The organism is Nostoc sp. UIC 10890, from assembly GCF_054786515.1.
Map to the genome: position 1 here is coordinate 3754912 of NZ_JBSGKF010000001.1, position 24213 is coordinate 3779124.

At 40.5% G+C, this 24213-nt stretch carries 18 protein-coding genes; all 18 read right to left on the minus strand.

Annotated elements, in window-relative coordinates:
- Positions 1-33: 33 nt before the first annotated feature.
- The 18 genes from ACWATR_RS15305 to ACWATR_RS15390 all read right to left on the minus strand — a co-directional run bounded on the left by ACWATR_RS15305 (position 34) and on the right by ACWATR_RS15390 (position 23689).
- The gene (locus tag ACWATR_RS15305; protein ID WP_460333834.1) at positions 34-1194 is read right to left on the minus strand and encodes a glycosyltransferase family 4 protein; all 1161 of its coding nucleotides are present in this window, start codon (positions 1192-1194) and stop codon (positions 34-36) included.
- Between the two features lie 310 nt (positions 1195-1504).
- Positions 1505-3355: a heterocyst formation ABC transporter subunit HepA gene (gene hepA / locus ACWATR_RS15310; RefSeq protein WP_460333837.1), complete on the minus strand. Its 1851-nt coding sequence runs from the start codon at positions 3353-3355 to the stop codon at positions 1505-1507.
- A 114-nt stretch (positions 3356-3469) separates the two neighbouring features.
- Positions 3470-4171: a heterocyst development glycosyltransferase HepC gene (hepC, locus tag ACWATR_RS15315; protein WP_460333840.1), complete on the minus strand. Its 702-nt coding sequence runs from the start codon at positions 4169-4171 to the stop codon at positions 3470-3472.
- Between the two features lie 753 nt (positions 4172-4924).
- Positions 4925-7153, minus strand: coding sequence for a GumC family protein (locus ACWATR_RS15320; RefSeq protein ID WP_460333843.1), 2229 nt, complete (start codon positions 7151-7153; stop codon positions 4925-4927).
- Between the two features lie 301 nt (positions 7154-7454).
- Complete coding sequence (locus ACWATR_RS15325; protein WP_460333846.1) at positions 7455-8555, minus strand: glycosyltransferase; 1101 nt, start codon at positions 8553-8555, stop codon at positions 7455-7457.
- Positions 8556-8858: 303 nt separating this feature from the next.
- Positions 8859-10172, minus strand: a complete 1314-nt coding sequence (locus ACWATR_RS15330; RefSeq protein WP_460333849.1) for an NAD(P)H-dependent oxidoreductase — start codon at positions 10170-10172, stop codon at positions 8859-8861.
- 110 nt (positions 10173-10282) lie between these two features.
- Positions 10283-11539, minus strand: a complete 1257-nt coding sequence (locus tag ACWATR_RS15335; RefSeq protein WP_460333852.1) for a glycosyltransferase — start codon at positions 11537-11539, stop codon at positions 10283-10285.
- Positions 11540-11595: 56 nt separating this feature from the next.
- Complete coding sequence (gene rfbC / locus ACWATR_RS15340; protein WP_460333854.1) at positions 11596-12144, minus strand: dTDP-4-dehydrorhamnose 3,5-epimerase; 549 nt, start codon at positions 12142-12144, stop codon at positions 11596-11598.
- Positions 12145-12220: 76 nt separating this feature from the next.
- Positions 12221-13093: a phytanoyl-CoA dioxygenase family protein gene (locus tag ACWATR_RS15345; RefSeq protein ID WP_460333857.1), complete on the minus strand. Its 873-nt coding sequence runs from the start codon at positions 13091-13093 to the stop codon at positions 12221-12223.
- Between the two features lie 50 nt (positions 13094-13143).
- Positions 13144-14151, minus strand: a complete 1008-nt coding sequence (locus tag ACWATR_RS15350; protein ID WP_460333860.1) for a glycosyltransferase family 2 protein — start codon at positions 14149-14151, stop codon at positions 13144-13146.
- A gap of 184 nt (positions 14152-14335) precedes the next feature.
- Positions 14336-15604 (minus strand): methyltransferase domain-containing protein, encoded by a 1269-nt coding sequence (locus ACWATR_RS15355; protein WP_460333863.1) that lies wholly within the window; start codon positions 15602-15604, stop codon positions 14336-14338.
- A gap of 110 nt (positions 15605-15714) precedes the next feature.
- The gene (locus tag ACWATR_RS15360) at positions 15715-16743 is read right to left on the minus strand and encodes an NAD-dependent epimerase/dehydratase family protein (RefSeq protein WP_435022567.1); all 1029 of its coding nucleotides are present in this window, start codon (positions 16741-16743) and stop codon (positions 15715-15717) included.
- Positions 16744-16956: 213 nt separating this feature from the next.
- On the minus strand, positions 16957-17124 hold the full coding sequence (locus ACWATR_RS15365) for a hypothetical protein (RefSeq protein WP_460333866.1): 168 nt from the start codon (positions 17122-17124) through the stop codon (positions 16957-16959).
- Between the two features lie 196 nt (positions 17125-17320).
- Positions 17321-18535: an L-2-hydroxyglutarate oxidase gene (gene lhgO, locus ACWATR_RS15370; RefSeq protein ID WP_420761967.1), complete on the minus strand. Its 1215-nt coding sequence runs from the start codon at positions 18533-18535 to the stop codon at positions 17321-17323.
- Positions 18536-18699: 164 nt separating this feature from the next.
- Positions 18700-19473 carry a glucose-1-phosphate cytidylyltransferase gene (gene rfbF, locus ACWATR_RS15375; protein WP_069071195.1) on the minus strand — a complete coding sequence of 258 codons (774 nt, stop codon included), beginning with the start codon at positions 19471-19473 and terminating at the stop codon, positions 18700-18702.
- A 483-nt stretch (positions 19474-19956) separates the two neighbouring features.
- Positions 19957-22125: a tetratricopeptide repeat protein gene (locus ACWATR_RS15380; RefSeq protein WP_460333870.1), complete on the minus strand. Its 2169-nt coding sequence runs from the start codon at positions 22123-22125 to the stop codon at positions 19957-19959.
- Positions 22126-22182: 57 nt separating this feature from the next.
- Positions 22183-22965 (minus strand): PP2C family serine/threonine-protein phosphatase, encoded by a 783-nt coding sequence (locus ACWATR_RS15385; RefSeq protein WP_460333873.1) that lies wholly within the window; start codon positions 22963-22965, stop codon positions 22183-22185.
- Positions 22966-23014: 49 nt separating this feature from the next.
- Positions 23015-23689 carry a vWA domain-containing protein gene (locus ACWATR_RS15390; RefSeq protein ID WP_460333876.1) on the minus strand — a complete coding sequence of 225 codons (675 nt, stop codon included), beginning with the start codon at positions 23687-23689 and terminating at the stop codon, positions 23015-23017.
- Positions 23690-24213 lie beyond the last annotated feature (524 nt).

Consider the following 24213-nt stretch of genomic DNA (forward strand, 5'->3'; position numbering starts at 1 on the left):
ATTGCACTAATCGATATTTTTAGCAAATTCAGCTTATTTAGCTTGAGGAATGCTATATAACTTTTTCGCTCTCGAAGGAAATTCAGCTATTGTTTTTGCATAAATTGTTCGGAGATTATTTACATGAGCAGCCATTGTAAATTCTTTCATCAATAAAGCATGACCTTGTTCGCCCATGTAGCGGCTTTTTTGATAATCTCTATACAACTCATGGATAGCATCAGCCAGTTTTTGAATATCATTACCTGGAACAAGAATACCCGTTTCTCCATCTCGTAAATGTTCTGGAATTCCTCCGACTGCACTACCAATTACAGGCCGATAACGAGAGTATGCTTCCAGAGTTACAAGACCAGCAGGTTCAGGCCAAACACTAGGAAAAACGACTGCAAAACACTGTTGATAAAGTTGATTTATTTTATCGCGATCGCACCAACCATGCCAAGTAATTCGGTGATTCAATCCGAGAGTCTTTGCTAACTTTTCTAAGCGGGGTCGTTCCCAGCCTTCACCTGCAATATCAAGTTGAATTTTTGGGTCTGTATGTATTAAGGTTTTGAGTAACCATTCCAGACCTTTATCAGAAACAATTCGTCCAGCAAACAAAATTCTATGATTTTGATGAACTTCTAAACTTAGGGGTGTAGTTGCTGTTTTCGGTACAGATATACCACAATGTAGCGTTACCGTTTGTTCTGGGGATACACCATTTTGAATCAACTCTTGCCGCACGTATTCGCTATTAGCAAGAAAAGTAATTTTTACCTTTTTTAATACATCTAATAATTGATGAGTGTTTTGAAGTTCTCTAAGAGTTCTTAAGGGTCTACGGCTACCACATTTATCTATTAACTTACCCCAGGTACATCCTAAGTAAGAGAAATTGCGATCGCAGATTGTCCGCTGCTCTGCTAAATACTTTGTGCCACTAGGGCAGTAGAATGAGTGATTATGAACGCTGAAAACTGCGGGACATTCGCCTGTAAGCTGCAACAGCAAATCTGGGCTGTGAATGTGCAGCAGTCTAACCTGGCTTTGATCTATATTCTTGAGCGATTTTATCACGCGATCGCTAACTTCATGTGGTCGATGTTCAAACAGAGAAGCTAAATAAGTTTCAACACCTCCGCCCTCACCTACATCAAAATTGGAGCATTGATAAATCAGGTTTGGGTCAATTATTTTCTGATACATATTTTCTGTTATTTTTTAGTATATTTCACCAAGTGTGATAGTGGCTAAAAACTTATTGCCAGAGATAATAAGGCTTTAGAATAGTGTTTTTGCGATACCATTTCACCAAATTACTGATACAGATACATAGCTAGTACAGCACGGCGCAAATAAACCACCCATTCCAAATCAATAAAACGCTTACGTTGTATTCATTTTTAATTTTTAATTTTTAATTTTTAATTCCGCCTTGCGGTGCTAGGGGCATACGGCTGTAGAAATATACAGCCGATTTATAGGTTGCAAGTCTTGTGATAATCGGATATTGCTTCTAATCCGATTGTCTTACTTCATACTGCATTTGATGATATTTCCAAAGCTTACCTTTGAGTTCCAGAAGTTCTTGATACTTACCTTGTTCTACTATCCGTCCCTGTTCTAAAACTACAACTTTATCTGCTTTAGAAATGGTAGAAAGACGGTGAGCGATCGCAATTACTGTTTTACCAACAGATAGCTTTTCTAATGAATCTTGAATTAAGCGCTCAGATAGCGAGTCTAAGGCGCTAGTTGCTTCATCCAAAATCAAAATTTCTGGGTTCCTTAGTAAAGCTCGTGCAATAGCAATTCGCTGTCTTTGTCCTCCAGATAACCTAACACCCCGATCTCCCAATTGGGTGTTAAAACCTTCGGGCATTTCTAAAATAAATTCTAGTGCATTTGCTAGTTTAGCCGCTTCTTGAATTTCCTCATTAGTCGCTTCTGGAGTCCCGTAAGAAATATTCTCCCAAACATTAGTATTGAAGATAAAAGTATCTTGACTAACAACAGCTATTTTGCGACGTAGGGAATTAATTTCAAACTGCCGGATATCAATTTCATCAATATACAGATATCCATCTGTAGCATTATAAAACCTGGGAATTAAATCCGCAAGAGTTGTTTTACCAGCACCAGAGGCTCCGACTAATGCTGTCATTTTTCCCTTTTCAATAGTCAGGGTAATATTATGCAACACTAGATTTTCATCATCATAGCCAAAATCTACAGATACTAAATCTATTGATCTTTTTAAACCAGTAAACTGAACTTTGCCATTTTTAAAGTAATATTTTTCCTCAGTTGTCAACAGCTTTTTAACATTATCTGCTGAACCATGTAAAGTGCTGAGATATGCTCTCGTCCCATTGATATCTTGAACGAATGGAATAAAGCGAAACAACACAAAGAAAAAGGTTAGCAAAGAAGCAACTTGTAGTGTTCCATTGGTAACAAGGCTAGTGAACGCCAAAATAATCATTCCGACCAATACCGTAGTTGCTACCCCTTCGGCAATTGGCTTCACAAGTGTCCAAGTGAATACAACTTTTGTTGTAGAACTTATTACTTTGTCGCTAGCTTTATAATAACGTTGACGCTCAAATTCTTGAGTACCGCAGGTGTGAACAGTCCGAATTCCATTAATAAATTCTATGGCTGTTGATGTAAAGTTAGCATTAGCAGTTGTCATCCCAAAACTTGATTCTCTAACTCTAGCGTTCAGATTAGACAACCCCACACCTAAAAGTGTAAATAGTAATGCTGAAATTAGCGTCAGCTGCCATGATATCAAAAACATTGATATTAAGTAGACAAGAGTTGTCAATCCTCTTGTTACTAAAAAAGCACCGCCACTGAAACCCTGTCTAATCTTTTCGATTTCTGTGGTAATTGTGTTAATTAGTTCGCCAGAACGAGTTTTGGCAAAGTAGCTTAGTGATAAAGATTGTAACTGTTCAAAAATTTGCTTACGTAAGCGGTCGGCAAGATGTAGTTGAGATAATTCAGTATAGACTTGAGAAAAATAATTGAAGGTGGCACGTAACCAAGTACTCAATAAAATCAGCAAAGATACGCGGTAGAGACGATTAATCGCTGATGTCTTGGCTCCCAAAATCCAAATATCAAACCATTCTATTCCTGTTTGGACAGGTTGAGCATTAGGGCTGGTTAAACTTTGCAAAAAGGAAAGTAAGAAACCAATACTCACACCTTCAAAGGTTGCCGCCAAAATCGAAAATATCAGAGCTAAAATTGCAATTTTGCGAAAATGTTTAAATTCTCGCAATATCAAATAGTTTTCTTGCCAAAAGCTGGTAGCTTTGAGCAGATTACGGAATTGTTGAGGAAGTTGGGAATGCATGAATTTTATAATAATAGTTTGGCAAAGTAGATAGACCGCTATAGATGCTACGCAACCAATTTTTGCTTTAGCCTCAGTGCGGTAGATGAAATCATCAATTACCGCACAGATAAATTACAGAGTTTGACCATCCAGATGTAACAGGTGAGACTGTGCCTCTACTTCCCATGAAGCTGGTAGTTTATTTAGCTGTACTGCATCTTCTAAAGTCCAACAACGAGAGCCGGTTAAACTCATGTCACCCCGCAGCACATTAAATAACTGTGGCAGATTGTTGAGATTGTATTTACCCATCCAACGCTCTAGTGGTGTGGTGTTGTACGTGCAAAAACTCATCGCTTGAAAGAGTTTACCCCGTTCTCCAACACGCCATTCATGACAAAAAAGTGACCCTGGTGAGTAAACCTGCATTAACACAATCAATCCCAGCATTACTGGACTCAGTAACAGCAGCAACCCTAAAGCCGCAATCCAATCAATTAGTCGCTGCAATTGTCTGAAGGGTAGTTTTTTGCCAATGGGTATGCTGAGGAATATTGGCTTTTGAGCTTCTTCACATGCATCTGCCCAAAACCGGAGCGAAGCTTCACCCAGCTTTGGATCTATGCTTACCAAACTTACTGGAGAATGTTGTAAGCATTCTACTAGCGATCGCTTACTATCTAATGCAGGTAGATATGGTTGTTTAACTTTTCCAAGCACCTTCACCAACAGCTTACCGCGCCGCCAGTGGAGTGTGCAGTACCCACGATGATCTTGGTTTTCCTGGGTTACATCATATAAATTCTGTAGAGTTGGAATTATTGAAGTTGTCATAATGTCTTTGGGTTTATACAGGAGTGAATTACTGAGGCGTTATCAAAGGCTATCAATGCCAAAGACCCAAATCCGAATCTTGTTGTCAGTCCAAAAAGTTGGAGATAATTGAGGGCAAAAATATGCTATTGCTATTTGCCACTCAGCCAAGCACACATCATGCAGAATTCTGCTGGTGTAGAGATGTACAAATCAACGTTACTATCAATATTCATGGGTAATTGGTATTTTTCCGGTAACTACTGAAAGTAGAAATGTGTAGAGGGAAATTACCCATAAATCTATATATACGTTTAATCGTACTGAGGTGTTTCTTGTGTCGATAGATTTACCAAAACCAGTCCACTCTTGTCTTCTAGCCTTTATGAAGGTGCTTTATTCTCTAGAATATAAGACTATGTAGAAATAGCGATCGCTCAAATAAATTCTTTATTTACTCTTTAAAGAACCAGTGATTTCTCTGACAACCCATAAAGATAGCATAAATATACTGAAATTTTCCTGATAGCAATAAAATTAAATTTTGTTCATAAAAATGTAGGGGCAATTCATGAATTGCCCCTACAACGTGCAGTGTAGTTTTTACCTCGTTCCCAGTCCCTCGTGTCCCTCGTTCCCTCGTTCCCTCGTTCCCAGTCTCCGACTGGGAATGCCATCCTAGAGGCTCCGCCTCCCTTACTCGCGGCAGAGCCGCTTTGAATGCATTTCCAGCCAGAGGCTAGAAACGAGAAATTACGAATTACGAATTACGAATTACTTTTCTACAGCTTGTCGCAGGGCTAATTGCTGTTGTTTGATATAAGGTACGTAATTACTGCTAGAGTTTGATACCCCATTAGCTACAACCCCAATCAGATTTAACTTACTCAGCATGGCTGTTGCTTGATTAAGCTGACTCCGTGTCACAATACCAATGCTTGCCACCATAACCACGCTACGACAAGATGAGGCGGTGAGCATAGCATCCACCAAGCCGAGAACTGGGGGAGCATCTATCAGTACCAAGTCATAGTTTTCTTCAAATGCTGCCATTAGTTGCATCATCCGAGGCGAACTCAATAGATTAGCTGGGTCAGCAGGTTTGGGGCCAGCGGTCAAAATATCGATGTAGGCTGAACCTGAGTATTGCAGACTAATCTGGTTGGGTAGACTTGCATCACTCGCCAATAGAGTTGAAAGCCCCTGCTCATTAGGAAGATTCAGTTGGTGGTGCAGACTGGGATCGCGTAAATTGGCATCAATTAGTAACACCCTTTTGTGTAAACGGGCAGCACTCATCGCCAAACCCAACGCCAAAGCTGATTTCCCCTCATCGGCTAAAGCCGAGGTGATCATCAAAGATTTTAAACTAGTAACAGTATTTAAAAGTTCAATGTTTTTGTAAATCAGATCCAGCGATTCCCAACGCGGTGGAGATTGCAATACCTGAATTGTCCAAGGAGCGAGAACTTCTGGCTTGCCAAAAGGCAACTTGATCATTGATTCTCTGGGTTTGGCTGGCGGTAACTTGGGAGTTGTTCCCAACAACGGCATAGCCATTTGCTTCTCCAACTCAGCAGTGGTGTGAACTGCATCATCAGCCGATTCCCGAATAAAGGCAGCAATGCCTCCTAACATTAACCCAACCACAGCACCTAACAGCAAATTCTGCTGAAGATTGGGGCCTAATTGTGTTCCCTGCTGGGGATCTTCCACTACTTCCCAATTAAATCCACCCTTGGAAAGTTCTTGTCGCAATTGCTGTTCTGCTCTTAAAAGCTGCTCTAACCTTTCACGACTAAATTGCAACTGCGGTAGCATCCGATTGTAATAAGCCAACAGAGGCGGGAAGCGTTTGATTTCAAAACGCAGCTCGTTTTCTTTTTGAGCTAAAGTTTGATCACGAGCAGTTAAGGCAACTATATTAGTCTGCGTTTCCACTAACTGACCGGCAAGGCTGAGATCAATTTCACCGAGTTGTCCTCGTTCGAGAAGAGAGTCTCCAGAGGTGAAAGCACCAGCAGATTTTCCGCCTAAAGTTCTTCCTACTTCTTGTTGCAATAATTCCTTCTGTCCCTGAAGCTGTTCTTTGAGCTTTTGCACACTCGGAGTTTGATCTGTAAAGCGTAGACGTTCTTGTGCTAGTGCTAGTTCAGTTTTTTGGATTTCGTTGAGTAAGCTTTGGTAGCGAGTAGACTGACTCAGACGAGAAGCAACTAGAGCGTTTTGGGGAGAACGATTAAGTTGTTCTTCTAAAGATTTTTGGCGTGCTAAAGCTTCCCCATATTGAGCGCGAGTTGTCTGCCTTTCTTGGCCAATATTGTTCAAAGCTGTCTCAATAGCTTTCGCCTGTGACTCTGGATCAATTAAGTTCTGGTTTCTCCGAAACCTTTGTAAATTTGTTTCAGCCGCGTTTACTTCTTCACTGGCTTTACTTAACTGTTCCCTGATAATTTGCAAACCTTTTTGCAAACGCGTAGTCTGTTGCTGTTTGTTATATTCCACATAAACTTCTCGAATTGCACCCAGAACTTTTTGTGTCTTTTCTGGATCTCCAGCGGTGTATTCAACTTGAAATATTTTAGTAGCAATATTATCTTCTTTGCTCCTTAGTTGAGTTAAGACCAAAGAACTTTTAATCTCAGCTGTACTTATATCTGGATAGTCAGACTGAAGTTTATCAACTGCTTTTTGGATGAGTCCCGAACTCTGCATCAAGTTAAGCTGAGTAGCAGTATCTATAAACACATTTGAGTCAGTAAACTGGTTGTCTACCCCAGCACCTTCTTTCTTGCCTTGATAGTTAGGTTCTACTAGCAGTTGCATGGAGCTTCTATAAGTAGGTTTGGTCTTTAAAGTTACCATGCTTGCAATAGCAATAGAAGCAATAAATACTGCTAAGAACCAAGGAAATCTCCGCATAAATACGGCAAACATTTGTCCGTAACTTGGTTCAGTTTCAGATGATGGAGTTATTTGAGGATTTAGACTAGTTTGAACCACTTTTATTATCCTTGTCTTCAAGACTTACGCTAAGAGATTCTCCGAAGAATACCTATTTTTTTTAATAACCCGCAAAGAAGGAGAGAGAAAAATTAATAGGTAATCTTATAGTGGGAAGAGATTCAGAAATAAAACCGCAACGCAAGAGCCATTATTGCTTGAGATACTACGCTTACAAAGAACGTAGTTTGAATTAGTCCGATATCAGAAAGTTTTTTGGCTCACTTTTAAAGTGAGGTATGTACCAAAAAACAATAACAAATGATAAATGACCAATGACTAATGACTAATGACTCCTTTATCAAATAAATAATTGATGCACACCACAAGCTTGGTTAATAATTTGCTCAACTTTACCAAAAAAGGCATTTTCCGAAAAGTTTGCTACTGCATGATTACGGATGCGATCGTAATCCCAAGAAATGCCATTGGCTTCTAGTAATGCAAGTTGTAGAGATTCGGGTGTTTGTCTTTTGAAAAAGACTCCTGTTTCACCTGGAATTTGAGTATCTAATACTCCACCTGCTCCATAGGCGATGACTGGTGTGCCGCTAGCATTAGCCTCTACTGGAACTAACCCATAATCTTCTAGGGCTGCGACAATAATAGACTTGGCTTTGGAAAACAAGTCTTTGCGGGTTCTATCACTTACGTGTCCCAAGAATTCAATATTTTGTAATGCTTTGGATTTTAACCGTGCTTGTTCTGGCCCATCACCAGATATTAATAACCGCCACCCCAACCAGTTAAAAGCTTCGACTATTATATCAAGTCGCTTATAACTGATCATCCGGGCGGAGGCCAGATAATATTCATCTTTTATATCTGAAAAAAGAAATTTACTAGTATCAATTGGATAATTCACCATCATTGCCTTTTTGCCATAAATATTTTCAATACGGCGGGCAACAACACTAGAATTTGCAATGTAGAGATCAGGCTCCTGGGCATATTTCAGGTCTACCTTTCTCATTACTTGAAATACTTGTTCTATTAAAGGAGCAAAATATCTATAGTCTCCGTACTCTCTTAAATAAGTTGCTGTATCCCATAAAAAACGGGTGACGTTATGGCAAAAGCAAATGTGGCGGGCATTGGGATTTTTTCGCACGGCTTTGGCGAAGCTGGTGCTACTACTAATAATTAAATCGTAGTCTTGTAGATCCAAGGCACGAAAGGCAGGAAAATATAGAGGAGCCATCGACCTGAAATATTTTGCTGCACCAGGAATCTTTTGCAAGAAAGTTGTGTTGACTACGCGATCGCCTAAATCAATAGTTTTTTGTGGATCGTACAGAGATGTGAAAATATCTGCTTCAGGATAGCGCTTACAAAGCAGTTCAAACACACGCTCTGCCCCACCTCGCTGGGTTAAATAATCGTGGACTAGAGCAATTTTCATGAAATTTGACCTAAAGTTTCGATCGGGTTTGTTGAAACGCTCCCCAGCAAATTATTATCAACAACTTTAGTGTTCAGCAGTATAACTTCTTATCCTCTTGATGAAATTATTGTTACAAATACGTTGGTAGGGGCGTCGAAGATCCCCCCAACCCCCCTTAAAAAGGGGGGCTTTTTCTTCTTTTTACCCCCTTTTTAAGGGGGTCGCCGCAGGCGGGGGAATCTTATCCGAAACGTATTAGGGGCGTACAGCTGTACACCCCTACAGCCAATTCATTTGTGACAAATGTTTTTGGAACCGATATTACCCAACTGCTACCAAGATTTTTTCTGAGGCGAAATAGTTGTTTTGCTCAGTTCGTAGTTGGTCGCAAAGTCTGCCTTCAGGTAATTCTACATCCTCATAAGTGAGGACTTGATCCTTAGAAATGTCTCGTTTCAGGCGACATCCTTCGGCTAAACCAATTGGTAGGAGATTTTGCTGTTGGACAATATTGGAATTCTCACATTGTCCGTAGGTCATGTAATAGCCGATGCCATCCAGGGTTTCTCCTGCTTTCAGGTCGATTTTGGCGGTGGTGACAACATCTACTAGCGGGCCTGCTAGTGGAGACATCACCGCATCACCGAATAGGACAGCACGCGCTACGGACAGGGGAACTTCAAAATGACAGAGGTGATAAGGAGTATAGAAGCTGTAAAGAGGGCCTTCGCCTAATTTGTATAAGTTGAGATAGTGCTGTTGCTTGGGGTCGTCGTGAGTGGCAAATACATATACGCCTGGGCCTGGTTTTGCTCCAACTACATAATCGACAATGCCGCCTAGTTCTTTGAGTTGTTCAACATCATATAACTGGGTCATTTCATCGACAGAACCGTTGAAGTCATATCCCAACATTCCCCGTTTGGCGACTTTCATCCCTGTGGCATTGGCTACGATCGCTTGCTCGAAGGAAATTTTGGTTCCGTCGGCAAAGCTAGCCACCATGTGGGGCTTTTGACCCCAACGTTTAGCAAATCCTTCCTGGGTGGTGGGATTGCGATAGGGGTCTTGGAGTCCTTTAATGTTACCGCACAATAAGGGAGTTAAACCAATGCTTTTGACAAAGCGGTAAAGGTTCATTTGTACCCCTGGCTGATCGCCATCACAAGCGCTGAGAATCACGCCTGCTTTGTCGGCATACACTTTCAGGATGGGGCCAATAGTGCCGTCGAGTTCGGCATTCATCATGATCACATGCTTGCAATGGGCGATCGCTTCCATAACGATCTGAGCGCCAAATTCCACTGCACCTGTGACTTCGATTAATGCATCGATGCCCTCTGCCCGACACAGTAACTTAGCGTCTTCTGTGACTGCATACTTACCGTTAGCGATCGCATCTTCTAATTCGCTGACAGTTGCAACAACTTGAATATCTTCAATTCCTGCTTCCGAATAAGCTTGTTTGGCTGCGTCAATCTTGCGATTGGAGATAGCAACTAACTCCATTCCTGGCACTGAATTGACAATTTGGTTGGCAATTCCTCGACCCATGAAACCAGCACCGATCATTCCTACTTTGATAGGATTTCCTGCTGCTGCACGAGCTTGTAAGGCGCGATCGATAATAATCATGAACTAAACTCCTTTTTGGAACTGTTGGTTGTGATACAAATCCTCTATAAACTTGCACTTAATAATTAGTTACAACTAAATATTCAGTACATTTTCATAGTTAATTGGTGTTAGCGTAGGCGTAGCCCGCCGGAGGCATCGCTACTAACCAGTTGTTTGCTAGATGTCTGTTTTGTCTGACTGTGGTTTTCGATAATTTGCTCTATAGTATTTCGGTAAACTTTAGCAAAGTTCTCTTTAGTATGATTTGCTCTTACATATTCCCAGGCCTTCCGAGACATACTTTTCAGGTCTTCTACAGGCAAATTAGAAATTCTTCTAAGTGCTGCTTGAATTTTTGCAATCGAAGAATTCTTTAATAGGACACCGTAATCCTCATGGACATTAACGCTAGTTTCGTAATTGACTATCGGGATTAATCCTGTATGCATACAAGTGATAACGCTGCCGGCTCCACCTTCTGCTGCTGAAACTAACACAGTACCAATACAACTATTGGTAACTTCTATAAACTCAGGGCTAGTAACATCAATCCAACCATAAGTATGGATGTTTGGTGTTTCGTAAAGCTCTTGATGGAAAGCTTGTTCAAATTCTGGTTCCTTATTAATTGGCCCACAAACTGTTAAATGGAAATCTGGCATTTGTGCAAATGCTTCTAAAACTAAATCCAGACCTTTATGAACAAACCCATGACTAGCAAACCATAGAAAATTCTTTCTTGCGGCTTCAAAATCTTTTTGTTCTGGCCAAGGATAGACAGTAGGATTAGAAAGCGGTACACGATAAATTGGTTTATTCGCGTATTTGAAGGTATTGATGGTAAATTCATTGCCTAAAACTATGCCATAATCGGCATATTCAATTCCTAAATTAGGCACTTCATATCGCTGTGGACAGAGAGTAATACCTCGCCGTTGTTGTAGTTCTAAATGTCTATGACATTCAGCCGCATTACGAAACACCATATTAGCAATGTCAACGTGGAAAATTTTCACACAATCTCTATTGAGTTTTGGTGCTAGTTCTTGCATCCGATGACGGACATCAATGAAAAATGAATAATGTTTTTCAGGAACGAATTCATCATTGTAGAACTGAATAACATCAACGCTATAACCAAGATCCAAAAATGTTTGCACCATTCGCCAAACTTCCCAGTACCAGGTGTGGTCATGGGGTATGGGCTGACCAGCTTTTAACAGGAATGGCTCAATCCGGTAAGAAAAAAGTACATTCCCTCTAGAAGGCTGGTTTGGTTTAAGTGAAACAACCTTTAAGCCTTTGATGTAATTAACGCGAGTTACTACTTTTTGAAACAACGAATTGATAGAATTACTCAGATGGGATAGAGTATTGTTTGGCATTATATACCTCTTGTAATCCTGAAGATAAACAGAAAGTAGTTATAGGTTTAAAAGAGCTATTTTGCTCCAACAGTCATCATTTTCAACAGAGGCCAATTTAAATCTTTTTCTGAAATTTCAGTTACATCTAGAGGCCAATTAATGTCAAAGAATGGGTCATCATAACGTAAACCTCTTTCATAACCTGGCGTGTAAAATTCACCCACTTGATATACAACCTCGGTTTCATCTGTGAGTGCTTGGTAGCCATGAGCAAACATTTCTGGAACATACAAGGCGCGGCGGTTTTCTGGAGTTAGTTCTACACCGATGTGTGATAAAAAAGTAGGAGATTCAGGACGCATATCAATAATTACGTCATAGATTGCGCCTTTCGTACAGCGAATTAATTTTGTTTCCGCTGCTGGTAGAATTTGATAATGCATTCCCCGGATAGTGCCTTTTTTGTAGTTAAAAGATAGGTTGCATTGGGCAACTGTTGGCTTTAATCCGTGTGCCTCAAATTCTTGAGCGCAGAAAGACCGAGCAAAAAAACCACGGTGGTCTGGTTTTTCTTCTAAATCAATAATAAATGCGTCTTTGAGTGCGGTTTCGGTGAAAATCATGTGATTCCTTTAAGGTGAATGTTTAGTACAGAAAATAACAGTAATGAAGGTGGATTTAATAATCTACAAAAGGTTACTAAGTCGGAAGTTTTACTGCATCAGATGCAGAACGTAATTCTGCTCTGGGATATGTATCATCCCAATATTGGGTACAAAGGTCTGGTCGTTCGGGGGGATTAGCGGTGTAACAAAAGAATAGTGTTGACCTATCTTCTATGCGAATTGTGCCATGATGCAAAGTATTTTTCGTATCTACAATAATGACAGTACCTGCTGGGCCGGGACAGGATTTCCAAGCTGATTTGGGGATGACTGATTTTACTTCTTCGTCATCGATACCCATATATCTTGACTTATAAAGTTTGTAGTAAAGTTGAAAATATTTCCAGCTAAATAAGGGAGTTAAAGAGCGGGGAATATATTCAAAAGGGCCAGTTTTTTCTTCTACGTCATTCAAGTAAATAAAGATTTTGATAATACGGCGGTCTTCTGCATCACTATGCCATAAGAGCGTTCCAAACTGATGTTTACTCTTGAAATCTTTGCGTAAATGTACACCATGAAAAGCTATCGGAAGACCGATATAATTTTCGATAATGTTGACCAGTCTTTTCTCGATTCCCCAAGCATAAAATTCTGGTAAACCTGTAACTGTGTAAATTTGTGGTAACCTTTTGTCTAGATGGTCGTTGTTGGGATTTTCCATCTGAGACAATTGATGGTAAGCAGCTTTGAGCAGTTCTGGGGTAGAGTTTAGCCCTAAATCTGCCAGTGTCGTGACGTAAACGCCGTCTTTTTTGAGAGCATTAAGGATGTTGCGTAGGCGTAGCCCGTCGTAGACATCGCTTCCTTCTAATGCTGGCAGATTTCTGCTATGCTTCCAACGGGCTACGTAGTATTTAAAGTCAGAAGACAGTGTAGATATTTTTCGTTTAATTGCACTAAACATGACGTAAAGTCCTTCTAGTTCAGATGTATTTTTGTCAGTAATTTAATAGCTTATGGTTTATAACCCCGTATTTCTTGAGTAGAGATTTCGCTTGATTCTGCTAACCCAAACTCTTTAAAAACCATCACATCCAAAGCACATAAGCTAACTAAAGCTAAGAATGGAACCACTGTCTTAATAGCTGACATTGGCCATCTTCTTAACGCACCCAAGAAAACTTTCAAGTTAACTTCTTTACCGTTCTGCAACAGCATCCGTCTACAAAACTGCTTAGAATATCCATTCTCTTCCAGTTTCAAAATCACTTCGGGTATGTGTTTGTATTGCATTAAAAGTGCAGATTTTGGTTCTTTCTGCCAATAACTCACACCAACAACACATTCCAAATAAGTCTCTTTAGTGACAATTACACTACCATTAGCAGCACAATATCCGGCTAAATATGCTAAAGATATCCAGTTATTCTCAGCATCTTGCCAATTTTGGAGAGCGCGTTTCACTAAATCAGTGCGGTAGATTGTAGCAGTCAGAAAAATGACTGCACCAACACTTTTTGAAAAACAATGCTCAAATATAGCTTTACCATCACCCTTAGCATCTTCACTATCTACATCAAACCAACGATTACCAATAATTTTTGGTGGATGAACTGGTTCACCAGTAATTTGGTTCCGTCCAGAAAAATTGAGGAACAATAATGATAAATCTTCATGTTGTCTGAGTTTGCTAATTACATAAGCAATAGCTCTGTCTTGAATCGGGTCATCATCACCAATTGTCCAAACATATTTTGTTGTTGTAGAATTTAGGCAATACATAATATTTTTGACAACGCCTAAATTTTTAGGATTTTTATTAGAATTAAATGTGATGTTGCTAAGTGTTGCTTGCCATTTTTGGATTACCTCCTGAGTATTGTCTGTTGAACAATTATCAGAAACTAAAATTTCACAATCATCTTCAAAACCTTTGATAGATTGAGCTAGCCATGTTAACTGTTTATTAAGTAATTCAGCACGATTGAATGTAGGAATTGCGATGGTAAGTAATTTGTTCATATTAAATTAAAAGGTGTAGCTAATAAAAATCGCTATTTACAGCAGCTTGATCTAATTATTTGTGGTTTGGCAGCCAGATTTTTAAAGGAGATACGCCTTTTAATTGCTTTTTCCAAACTATCTATTGCGAAGACAATTGAATAATTAGTAATAAAAGGCGTTTTTGTGTGCTTATGTTTAGTAACTACGATGCTATGAGAAGGCTATCCGGAACAGGAGATGGATAAATTTTGACTTCAGGAATTGGCACTACAAACTGTCCACCCCATTCACCAATAAATGCCATTTGTTCCATAATTTCCTCCTTGAGATTCCAAGGTAAAATTAGGAGATAATCTGGTTTAGTTTCGCGGATTTTGTCTGGTTCAAATATGGGAATATGAGTTCCAGGTAAAAATAAGCCTTGCTTATAGGGGCTACAATCTACTGTGTAATCGATAAAATCTTTCCCAATTCCACAGTAATTGAGCAATGTATTACCTTTAGCTGGTGCGCCATAACCAGCAATTGATTTGCCTTCTGCTTTAGCCTTCAAGAGAAAATTTAATAGCTTGTGCTTTGTTTGTTTGACTTTTTCGGCAAATGTAATGTAAGTCTCTATGCGATGCAGTCCAGCGGCGATTTCTTTTGCTTTTAGATGGCTAATTCGGTCGCTGATACTAGGATTTTCAGCGTGGTCATGTTTGGCATAAATTCTGAGCGAGCCGCCATGAGTTGATAATTCTTCTACATCAAAAAGCTGCAATTTGTGTGCGGCAAAAATCTTTTCGATAGTGAGGAATGAGAAGTAAGAAAAATGCTCGTGATAAATGGTATCAAACTGATTTTCTTGAATGAGTTGTAAAATATGAGGAAACTCCATCGTCAAGATCCCATTAGGTTTGAGGATGAGTTTCATCCCAGCGATAAAATCGTTTAAATCTGGTACATGAGCTAAAACATTATTACCGATTAAAAGGTCAGCTAGTTTTCCTTGTATCACGAGTTCTCTGGCCGTTTCAACTCCAAAAAACTTGTTGATACAAGGAATGCCTCTACCTTCAGCAACTTTGGCTATATTTGCTGCTGGTTCTATTCCTAAAACGGGGATTCCCTTCTCTAAAAAATATTGCAGCAAGTAGCCATCGTTACTGGCAATTTCAATAACTTGATTATGATGATTAAAGCCAAACTTTTCTACCATCATATTGGTGTAAGCCTTAGCATGATTTAGCCAACTTAATGAGTAGGAAGAGAAGTAAGCATAGTCACTAAAAATATGATCTGGAGTTTCAAATTGTTCTAATTGAACTAAGAGAGTGTCTTCAGAAATATAAGCGTGGAGAGGATAAAACTTTTCGGCATTATTTAGCTGTTCTGCTCTAAGATAAGCATTGGCTAAAGGTGACATTCCGAGATCAATAAAGGTTTGGTGCAGAGGTTGACCACTAAAACGACATTTTGCGATCGCCATAAATTTCAACTCACTGATTGCAAATAATTTAAAAGATGGGATAAGTCCGAATCAAATATTATTGATTCGGAAACTTAGGTTATTTTTTCACTGTTACTAGAGGACTCTAGCTACTTTTTATTCCAGAAGAAATCTTGGTCAATTTGCTCGGTACGAATCAGATACTCTAGCTGTTTTAAGCGAGTAAATCCTCTAAACAAAAAGGTATCTTCAGCCATGTGTATTTGACTGAATAAATCAAATAGTTGCTGGGCGCCGAGTCGAGCATTCCAATCACACTTAAATCCAGGTAAGATTGTGTTGATTTTCTCGAAGGATACCCGATAGCTGCGGTTATCTGAACCGTTGTCACCAAAAGACAATTTACAATCTGGGAAAACATCAGCAATAATTTCCGCGATTTCTTTAACGCGATAGTTGTTTGCTGTATCTCCCACATTGAAGATTTGATTATGTACAATGTCCCGTGGTGCTTCTAAGGTGCAAACTATTGCTTTGCAAATATCCAGTGCGTGGACTAGTGGCCGCCAAGGTGTTCCATCACTGGTCATTTTGATTTGTTTGCTAGTCCATGCCAACCCTGCTAAGTTGTTTAAAACAATATCAAAGCGCATCCTGGGCGAAGCACCAAAGGCTGTTGCATTCCGCATAAAGGTGGGAGAGAAGTCGTCGTCAGCGAGTGGTTTGACATCTCGTTCTACGAGAGTTTTGCACTCTGCATAGGCTGTTTGGGGATTAATTGGGGATTCTTCTGTAACATCACCTGCGGTAGCAACACCGTAAACACTGCACGAAGACATATATACGAAGCGACGCACACCCATAGCCTTAGCCAGACTAGCTAGGCGAACTGAACCTACATGATTAATTTCGTAGGTAATATTAGGTGCCAATTGTCCGGCTGGGTCGTTGGAGAGTTCCGCCATGTGAACTATGGCTTCAACACCTTCCAAATCATCAGGGGTGATGTTGCGGATATCTTTGTTGAGGGTTTTTGGTGTCACCCCATTAGCGTTGTATAGCCAACCAACTTTATAAAAACCGGTATCTAGACCAATAACTTCATGTCCCCGTTCAATTAACAGAGGTGGTAATAACGAACCTAGATAGCCTTCTGTACCAGTTACTAATATTTTCATTGTGGTTAATGCCTTTGTATTGATGAGTTAAATTTTTCGTTTAGTAGGGGCGCACAGATATGTGCCCTAAAGGGTGTTGCATCCAAGAGGGAACCGCTATATTTTTCGTTTGTATGCAATAACTTGACCTCTCTCCAAACCTCTCTCCTCTGAGGAGAGAGGCTTTGAATCTTACTCCCTTTCCCTTGTAGGGAAGGGGTTGGGGGTTAGGTGTTAACTTAAGCTAAAAGCCTTTTCAACTCTCGTTTCCAGCCTCTGGGCTGGAAATGCTGCTCTTGGCGGCTCTGCCGCCAGCAAGGGAGGCGGAGCCTCTAGGACGGCATTCCCAGTCTCCCACTGGGAACGAGACAAAACGCTATATATGACTCGGCTAGCAGTCATTATGTAGTTACTAAAACCTTTGCAGGCTTACCTATTGGGTAGCAGCACTCTATAGCGGTTCTTAATTGATGCATTACACTTTTTTCTTGTGGAATGGGTATCTTACCCGTCCCTTGTATTTCCAGGCAGACAAAGATGCCTACTATACAAGATTCATGCCTTAATTCAGCAGTCCCGGAAAGAACAACTATGATATCTATGCAGTGACTACACTATCTAGATGCGAAAGTTGCGGAATTTCTGCCACAAGCGCTTTGCCAATTTCTAGAGAAGATGTGGCCGCAGGAGAAGGAGCATTGCAAACATGAATGGAGTTTTGACCGGAAACAATCAAAAAGTCGTCTACAAGCTTGCCATCGTTCATTAAGGCTTGAGCGCGGACTCCTGCATGGGTGGGAACTAAGTCTTCTGCTTGGACTTCGGGGATTAGTTTTTGCAAACTTCTGGTGAAGGCTGCTTTACTAAATGAACGAATGATTTCTTGGATGCCTTCATCAGCGTGTTTGGCTGCCAATTTCCAGAAACCGGGATAGGTGATGACTTCCAGAAAATCCCGCAGGTCAAAGTCGGTTTTTTTGTAACCTTCGCGTTTGAGGGAGAGAACCGCGTTTGGCCCTGCATGGACGCTACCATCAATCATCCGGGTAAAGTGGACACCCAGGAAGGGAAAATCTGGATTGGGTACTGGATAAATTAGTGTCTTGACCAGATAGCGTTTTTCTGGGGTGAGTTCGTAGTATTCTCCCCGGAATGGGACGATTTTGGCTTGGGGTTCAACTTGACCTAGTTTGGCGGTGCGATCGCTATGCAATCCAGTACAATTAATTACAAACCGTGTTTCAAAGCTACCCTTGTTTGTTTGCAATACCTGATTTTTACCACTTGGGGAGATTTTCAGAACTTTTGTATTCAGGTGTAAATCTCCACCCTGCTGTTGAATTAGCTGGGCATATTTCAAACAAACTTGCTTGTAATTAACAATACCAGTTGAAGATACCCGAATTCCACCTACACATTTTACGTGAGGTTCAATTTCCTTAACTTCTTCGGGGCTGATTCTCTGGACTTCTATGCCATTGTCTAAGCCGCGTTGGTAGAGATTTTCTAAGCGTGGTAGTTCTTGTTCTTCAGTTGCAACAATTACCTTACCACAAACTTCATGGTCAATTCCATGTTCTTGGCAGAATTCTACCATTGAACGAGAACCATCACGACAAAATTTAGCTTTGAAACTACCTGGCTTGTAGTAAATACCAGAATGAATCACCCCGCTATTATTGCCGGTTTGGTGAAATGCCCATTGACTCTCTTTTTCTAGTACTAAAATACGCGCATTGGGATAGCGTTTTCCTAGAGCTAACGCTGTAGAGAGTCCAACTATTCCCCCACCTATAATCGCAAAATCATACATTAGTATTTCGCACTTCAAATTACAGTAAATCTATAAAGTTATTTGGGATTGGGTACTGGGTATTGGGTAATGGGTAAGAAAATATGAGTAAGATTTGGTTTGGATGTGAATCTTCATTCAAATCTTCCCAATCCCCAGTCCCCAGCCCCCAATCCCCAGTTCCTTTACCATACCTTCCAAGGAGCTTGGTTGTTTTTCCACAGCCCTTCGAGATAGTTTTTATCACGTAAAGTATCCATTGGTTGCCAAAAACCATCGTGTTTAAAAGCAGATAGCTGTTCCATATCAGCTAGCTTTTCTAATGGCTCTTGTTCCCACACTGTAGAGTCATCGGCTATTAAGTTAATTACTTCTGGTTCTAACACAAAATAACCGCCATTAATCCAGGCTCCATCACCTTCAGGTTTCTCTCGAAAGCTGGTGATTTTAGTTTGCTCATATCCTAAAGAAATAGCACCAAAACGTCCAGCTGGTTGAACGGCTGTGAGTGTTCCTAAGCTATTTTGTTCTTTGTGAAACTTAACTAGCTCGGTGATATTAATATTACTTACACCATCACCATAAGTAAAGCAAAAAGTCTCATTACCAAGATGTTCGCTGATTCGCTTTAAGCGTCCCCCTGTCATTGTATTATCACCCGTATTTACTAAGGTGACACGCCAGGGTTCAGCATACCCAGAATGCACGTTCATCTGGTTAAAGCGCATATCAAAGGTTACATCTGACATGTGTAAAAAGTAGTTAGCAAAATACTCTTTAATTATGTAACCTTTGTAACCACAACAAATGATGAAGTCATTAATGCCGTGGGCTGAGTAAGTTTTCATGATGTGCCAGAGAATTGGCTTACCACCAATTTCAACCATCGGCTTGGGTCTGATACTAGTTTCTTCACTGAGGCGTGTACCAAGCCCTCCAGCCAAAATCACCGCTTTCATGCAATTACCTCGGAGATTTGTAGGGATATGATTATTTGACCATGCCAATTTTAGATTTTTGATTTGCAATTTGGGATTAGTCATCGAACGTCACGAGCCTATGAGTAGATTTGTTCTGCCCAGTTTCATCGTGGGGCATGTACCAAAAAACTCTTTTAATCCAAAATCCAAAATCCAAAATCCAAAATCGGTTGACTTTATCGACATGAAGAGGATGCACTTAGGTGGAGAAAAATTGATTTCTGATTTCTGTTTCTCCGTCAATAATCTAACTGTAATTTCCGGCAAAATTATAAAGGGAATATAAATTAAAATCTTTTCTATATAAAAGCTGTATGAATATCTATAAAGATAAAAATAAATTGCTCAATTAAATAAAAATGTTACCTGTAAAATAAATAGGGTTAGCTGATGCTAACCCTAGTCAGGCTTGATTTTTGCAATCACAACCTATAATTTACTAGTAATAAAACTTACTTATTTCTAGTTAGTTTTTTCACTATTACTTGAGCCTTGGAATAAAGGATCACATTTGTTTTCTACAACTACGCACATGTTACTGAGTGCTTGTTGATAATTATCCATATCATCTTGCTCAAGAAAGATTTTGGCAGATGACTGTATATCTTCGACAGCTTTTGTCTGATTTTTGTTAGATTCACTACCGCCATATTGTGCCAGTTCATAACGAACCATACCTCGTTTAAGATATGCTTTTGCTAGTTTGGGGCTGATAGTTAAGGCTTGGTTAAAGTCAGCGATCGCTTGATTGTATTCTTGCTCATAATTGCTGCTATATTGAGCAATTTGATAAAAGACAACACCCCGCTGAAAGTAAGCTTCTGCTTTGGATACGTTAAGTTTTATTGCCTGAGTAAAATCTTTGATCGCTCTTTTGTACTCTTGTTGGGATTCACCGCTGTATTTAGCCATTTGGGCGCGGACAATTCCCCGTCTGATATAAGCTTCAATTTCATTATTATCCAGACCGATGGCCCGATTATAGTCTGCGATCGCTAGGTTATATTCTAGATCGGGATCGTTGCTATATTCGGCGAGCATATAGCGGGCATTGCCCCGATTCACCAAAGCTTTGATTTGATTGGGCTGGATTTTAAGAGCTTGGCTATAATCTTTAACTGCTCCTTCGTAGTCTTTCAAGTTATAGCGGGCATTGCCACGATTTACAACCGCTCTGGCATGTTTAGGTTCTTGTTCAATTGCTGCGGTAAAGCTGGCAATTGCTTTGTCATAGTCTCGCTCTTTGTAAGCTGTATAACCTTGCTGATAGGAATCAGCGAAGCTGAGTTTGTTATTTGTCTGGCGAGACTTCAATGTTTGTTGAGTGTAAGCATTTTGGGAAACCAACGGCTGAGTAAATTTAATCATTACGTCCGCATATCCCAATAAACCAAAACCCATCAAACAAAAAATAATCGGGTACAGTTTTGACTTCTTGGAACGTTTATAAGATGAACTGCTGGGAGTCATTACTGGCTGCCAGTAATTAGTTAAGTGGGGCGACATAGCCCGCTGTGGAAAACGCGGTGTCTGGGTGTAATGCTTTCTCGGTTTGATTCGCGGTTGGAGATGTTCTCTAGCTTCGATAGCCCGATGTGACGGGAAGGGGTCGCGTCCACCTAATCGCACGGTACGTTCACACCACGGACAGCTACGCATGTGGTTGTTGTAGCGATGCTGGGGATTTGTCGTGCAGGTAATTAGAGAATCTTCGGCTTCAGCGATTGCTGAGAGCCAATTCTGGGCACTGGGACGTAGTTGTGGGTTGTTGTGACCCTCTTCAAAACAACGAACAAATAGTTCTTGTAGGCTGGGATGAAGAATTTCCCAAGGCGGTGCAATGGGTGTTGGTAGGTAGGGTACGTAACGCTTTTGGCTGTAAGTGAAATGACCCGATGCAATACGGGCTTCGTAAGGTGGTGGCTCAATAGCACCTTGAAAAATCCCCGAAAATGGGTGAGTGCCTTCCATTAAGAGTTGGAATACTAGCACCGCTAACCCAAATAAATCGTGAGAGATTTCGCGATCGTGCTGGGCAAAAGTTTTATTCTGTAGTTCTGGTGGAGTAAACTCTGGTTTACCCACTGGGCAGCGATAAACAACATTATTGCTTGGGTCGGTTACTTGGAAAGAGTCTGTGTCTATCAAAGTCACCAGTGCGGTGTCACTGACGAGGATATTGGACTCGTTCACATCACCAATACAATATCCACTAGCGTGCAAAGCGGCAATTGCCGCCGCCAGGTTACGAGCCGTGCGGAGCAGGTACTGATAGTTGAATAGGGGGCAGTGTTGGCGACGGGTTCTAGGGTTGTAAAAGTCGATGATTGGACGCATCCCCTCGATGCGTGGCATTAAAAAGCCCAGGATGCTATTTTTGCCATCTGCTGCCCGTAATAAATCCTCTGGCCAAGCGATAGAGATATGCCCCAAACTAGCTGTAGGGTTTTCTGGCGGGTTGGCTAGCATCGCCTGGAGTTTCTCTGCATGGGCTTTGGTTGGCTTGTGGTATATCTTTGCCACCAAGTTATTATCGGATGGCACTGCATAAACACAAGCTTCACCGCCACGCCCCAAACTGACATTGAGGCTGAGGATTTCTTTTCTAGGGGAACAACGTAGTACCTGCATAATGAAATTACCGCTAACGGGAGTTATTGTAAGATGTTAAACCTGTAGATTTATCGCTCATGAGTCGTTGAATGCAGCTATGATGAGTGTCAAATCATCATCAGTGCGTTGTGTAATCCGCTCTGAGTGTAAAAATTTTACCAATTGTTCCTTGGCTACTGTCTTATCTTCGGTATTGGCTACGAATTCAAACAGCGGAAAAAAGAAGGGTTTGTGAGGTTCGCCAACAACCATATTCAAAGCCAGCATTTGTAGTCCGTCAGTAATTATACCAACATTCACTATGTCTGTGCGCCACAATCTCATCTGCGCGGTATCTAAAGCACTAGGCGAAGTTAAGAAAGTGGTTTCGTTAATGTATTCACCACTGTCAGGCATAGTCAGGGCCAGCAGATTACCCATACGATCTTTTGCCACTGCCAAACCATCACCTATCTGTACTACAGCGACAACTTCTGGTGTGGCGACTAGCATAATTAAGGTAGTTGCTAAGTCTTGAGGCTGTTTGTCACAAGTAGCCGCTTCAGCCTCCACAGCTTTTTTTGCCGCTAGTATGGCATCATTTAAAAGCGATCGCACCAATGCATCATCAGTCAAACTTTTTCGGGTCAGTCCTTTAGTGGAAATGTTTTCTATTGCTGTCTCTACAGCAATCATTGCTCCCACTTTCCCCAGTAATGCAGAACCCGCGCCATCTGCTGCGGCCGCCACTAAAATATTATCTGACAATATCTGCCAGTGATGAGCATCCTGACATAATTGATTGTTTTTTAAGTGACTTGTACCACATACAGAAGCAGCCACAATCCGCCATTGAGCAATCTGTTTTGATATGTTCATAGATTTTTTCTAGCAGCTTGATGTTTACACAGCTAGCTGCAATTTTTAATTAAACAGTCCCCCAACCAATTGGCGGTAGTGCTACCTGTTCATCCACCTGTGAATGAGAAACAGCTGACATACTAGTTGATAGCCAGACAAACATCTCAATAAAATTTAATCCTTTGAGCTTCAGGGGTGTACGCACGGTTATTTGATTTAAACGCGTCATATTCGCATTTTCTACACCTACTGTAAAAAATGCTACTCGTTTATTCGCCTCGTCTCCCTGTAACCGCTGGGACGCTTGCTCTACCACATGATCTAACTCACCTTGCGGTTCCCCATCAGTAATCATAAATACCCAAGGACGATAGTAAGCAATCCCGTTGGCACGATACTGAGATTTCCGCTCTTGAATTATGTCCAAAGCTTTATGAATTCCTGCACCCATAGTAGTCAAGCCCTGTGCTGTCAAAATAGGTGGGTTGAATTGATCAGCAGTCACAAATTCTTGTACTACATTGATATTACTATCAAAGGTGACGATCGCCACTTCCACCCGTCTTGCGGCTAAGGAATTTTTGACTAATTCATCCTTCAAACTCAGTAAACCCTGATTTAAAGCCTCAATCGGATCTCCTTGCATCGACCCAGATGTGTCTAGTAAAAGTACACAAGGACAACGTGGTTCTGGGTTCTCAGCAAATTCTACTACTTCATCAAGTCTTAATGTATCATGCATAACTTTTTGTGTTATGTTAAAATTCAACGTTTTATTTTCCTTTGTTCAAAGTATATAATTCTCAGTCGCCTCGGCGACTACAGAATATAGTATCTAGTGGTAGATGCTCTAATCTTTATTAAACAAATTATTTTCATGAAGTTCTCTATATATTTAAGATGAACTTGAACACAGCTTAGTTTAGCAAAAAAGAGTTTATCAAAACCCAGCATTACCTGTTGTAATGTATCTACCAAAAATTTATATCCATTAAACCTACAGTACAATAAATACGTAAACTTTCCTAGGTAACTTCTTAAAGATTTTATGTAGAAGAATCGTTTCTTTATCGAAAAATAATTAACCATAATTAAGATCATCAACTTTAGAAGTATACCAGCGTAACTGCGCGAACTTGGAATAAGATTTACCTGCTTTTTGGAAGTGGGAATCAATAAACGTAATGATTAAGGTCTTCACTCAAGAGTTGTTAGTAGTGAGTAAAGCCTAGAAGCAACAATATCTACTGTTAGTCATAGCTATGA

Coding starts and splice junctions, on each gene's coding strand:
- ACWATR_RS15355 (WP_460333863.1), bottom strand. CDS start 15,604: ATGGCGATCGCAAAATGTCGTTTTAGTGGTCAACCTCTGCACCAAACC.
- ACWATR_RS15365 (WP_460333866.1), bottom strand. CDS start 17,124: ATGACTGCTAGCCGAGTCATATATAGCGTTTTGTCTCGTTCCCAGTGG.
- ACWATR_RS15385 (WP_460333873.1), bottom strand. CDS start 22,965: ATGAACATATCAAAACAGATTGCTCAATGGCGGATTGTGGCTGCTTCT.
- ACWATR_RS15360 (WP_435022567.1), bottom strand. CDS start 16,743: ATGAAAATATTAGTAACTGGTACAGAAGGCTATCTAGGTTCGTTATTA.
- ACWATR_RS15335 (WP_460333852.1), bottom strand. CDS start 11,539: ATGCCAAACAATACTCTATCCCATCTGAGTAATTCTATCAATTCGTTG.
- rfbC (WP_460333854.1), bottom strand. CDS start 12,144: ATGATTTTCACCGAAACCGCACTCAAAGACGCATTTATTATTGATTTA.
- hepC (WP_460333840.1), bottom strand. CDS start 4,171: ATGACAACTTCAATAATTCCAACTCTACAGAATTTATATGATGTAACC.
- rfbF (WP_069071195.1), bottom strand. CDS start 19,473: ATGAAAGCGGTGATTTTGGCTGGAGGGCTTGGTACACGCCTCAGTGAA.
- lhgO (WP_420761967.1), bottom strand. CDS start 18,535: ATGTATGATTTTGCGATTATAGGTGGGGGAATAGTTGGACTCTCTACA.
- ACWATR_RS15350 (WP_460333860.1), bottom strand. CDS start 14,151: ATGAACAAATTACTTACCATCGCAATTCCTACATTCAATCGTGCTGAA.
- ACWATR_RS15345 (WP_460333857.1), bottom strand. CDS start 13,093: ATGTTTAGTGCAATTAAACGAAAAATATCTACACTGTCTTCTGACTTT.
- ACWATR_RS15390 (WP_460333876.1), bottom strand. CDS start 23,689: ATGCATGATACATTAAGACTTGATGAAGTAGTAGAATTTGCTGAGAAC.
- ACWATR_RS15305 (WP_460333834.1), bottom strand. CDS start 1,194: ATGTATCAGAAAATAATTGACCCAAACCTGATTTATCAATGCTCCAAT.
- ACWATR_RS15325 (WP_460333846.1), bottom strand. CDS start 8,555: ATGAAAATTGCTCTAGTCCACGATTATTTAACCCAGCGAGGTGGGGCA.
- ACWATR_RS15330 (WP_460333849.1), bottom strand. CDS start 10,172: ATGATTATTATCGATCGCGCCTTACAAGCTCGTGCAGCAGCAGGAAAT.
- ACWATR_RS15380 (WP_460333870.1), bottom strand. CDS start 22,125: ATGCAGGTACTACGTTGTTCCCCTAGAAAAGAAATCCTCAGCCTCAAT.
- hepA (WP_460333837.1), bottom strand. CDS start 3,355: ATGCATTCCCAACTTCCTCAACAATTCCGTAATCTGCTCAAAGCTACC.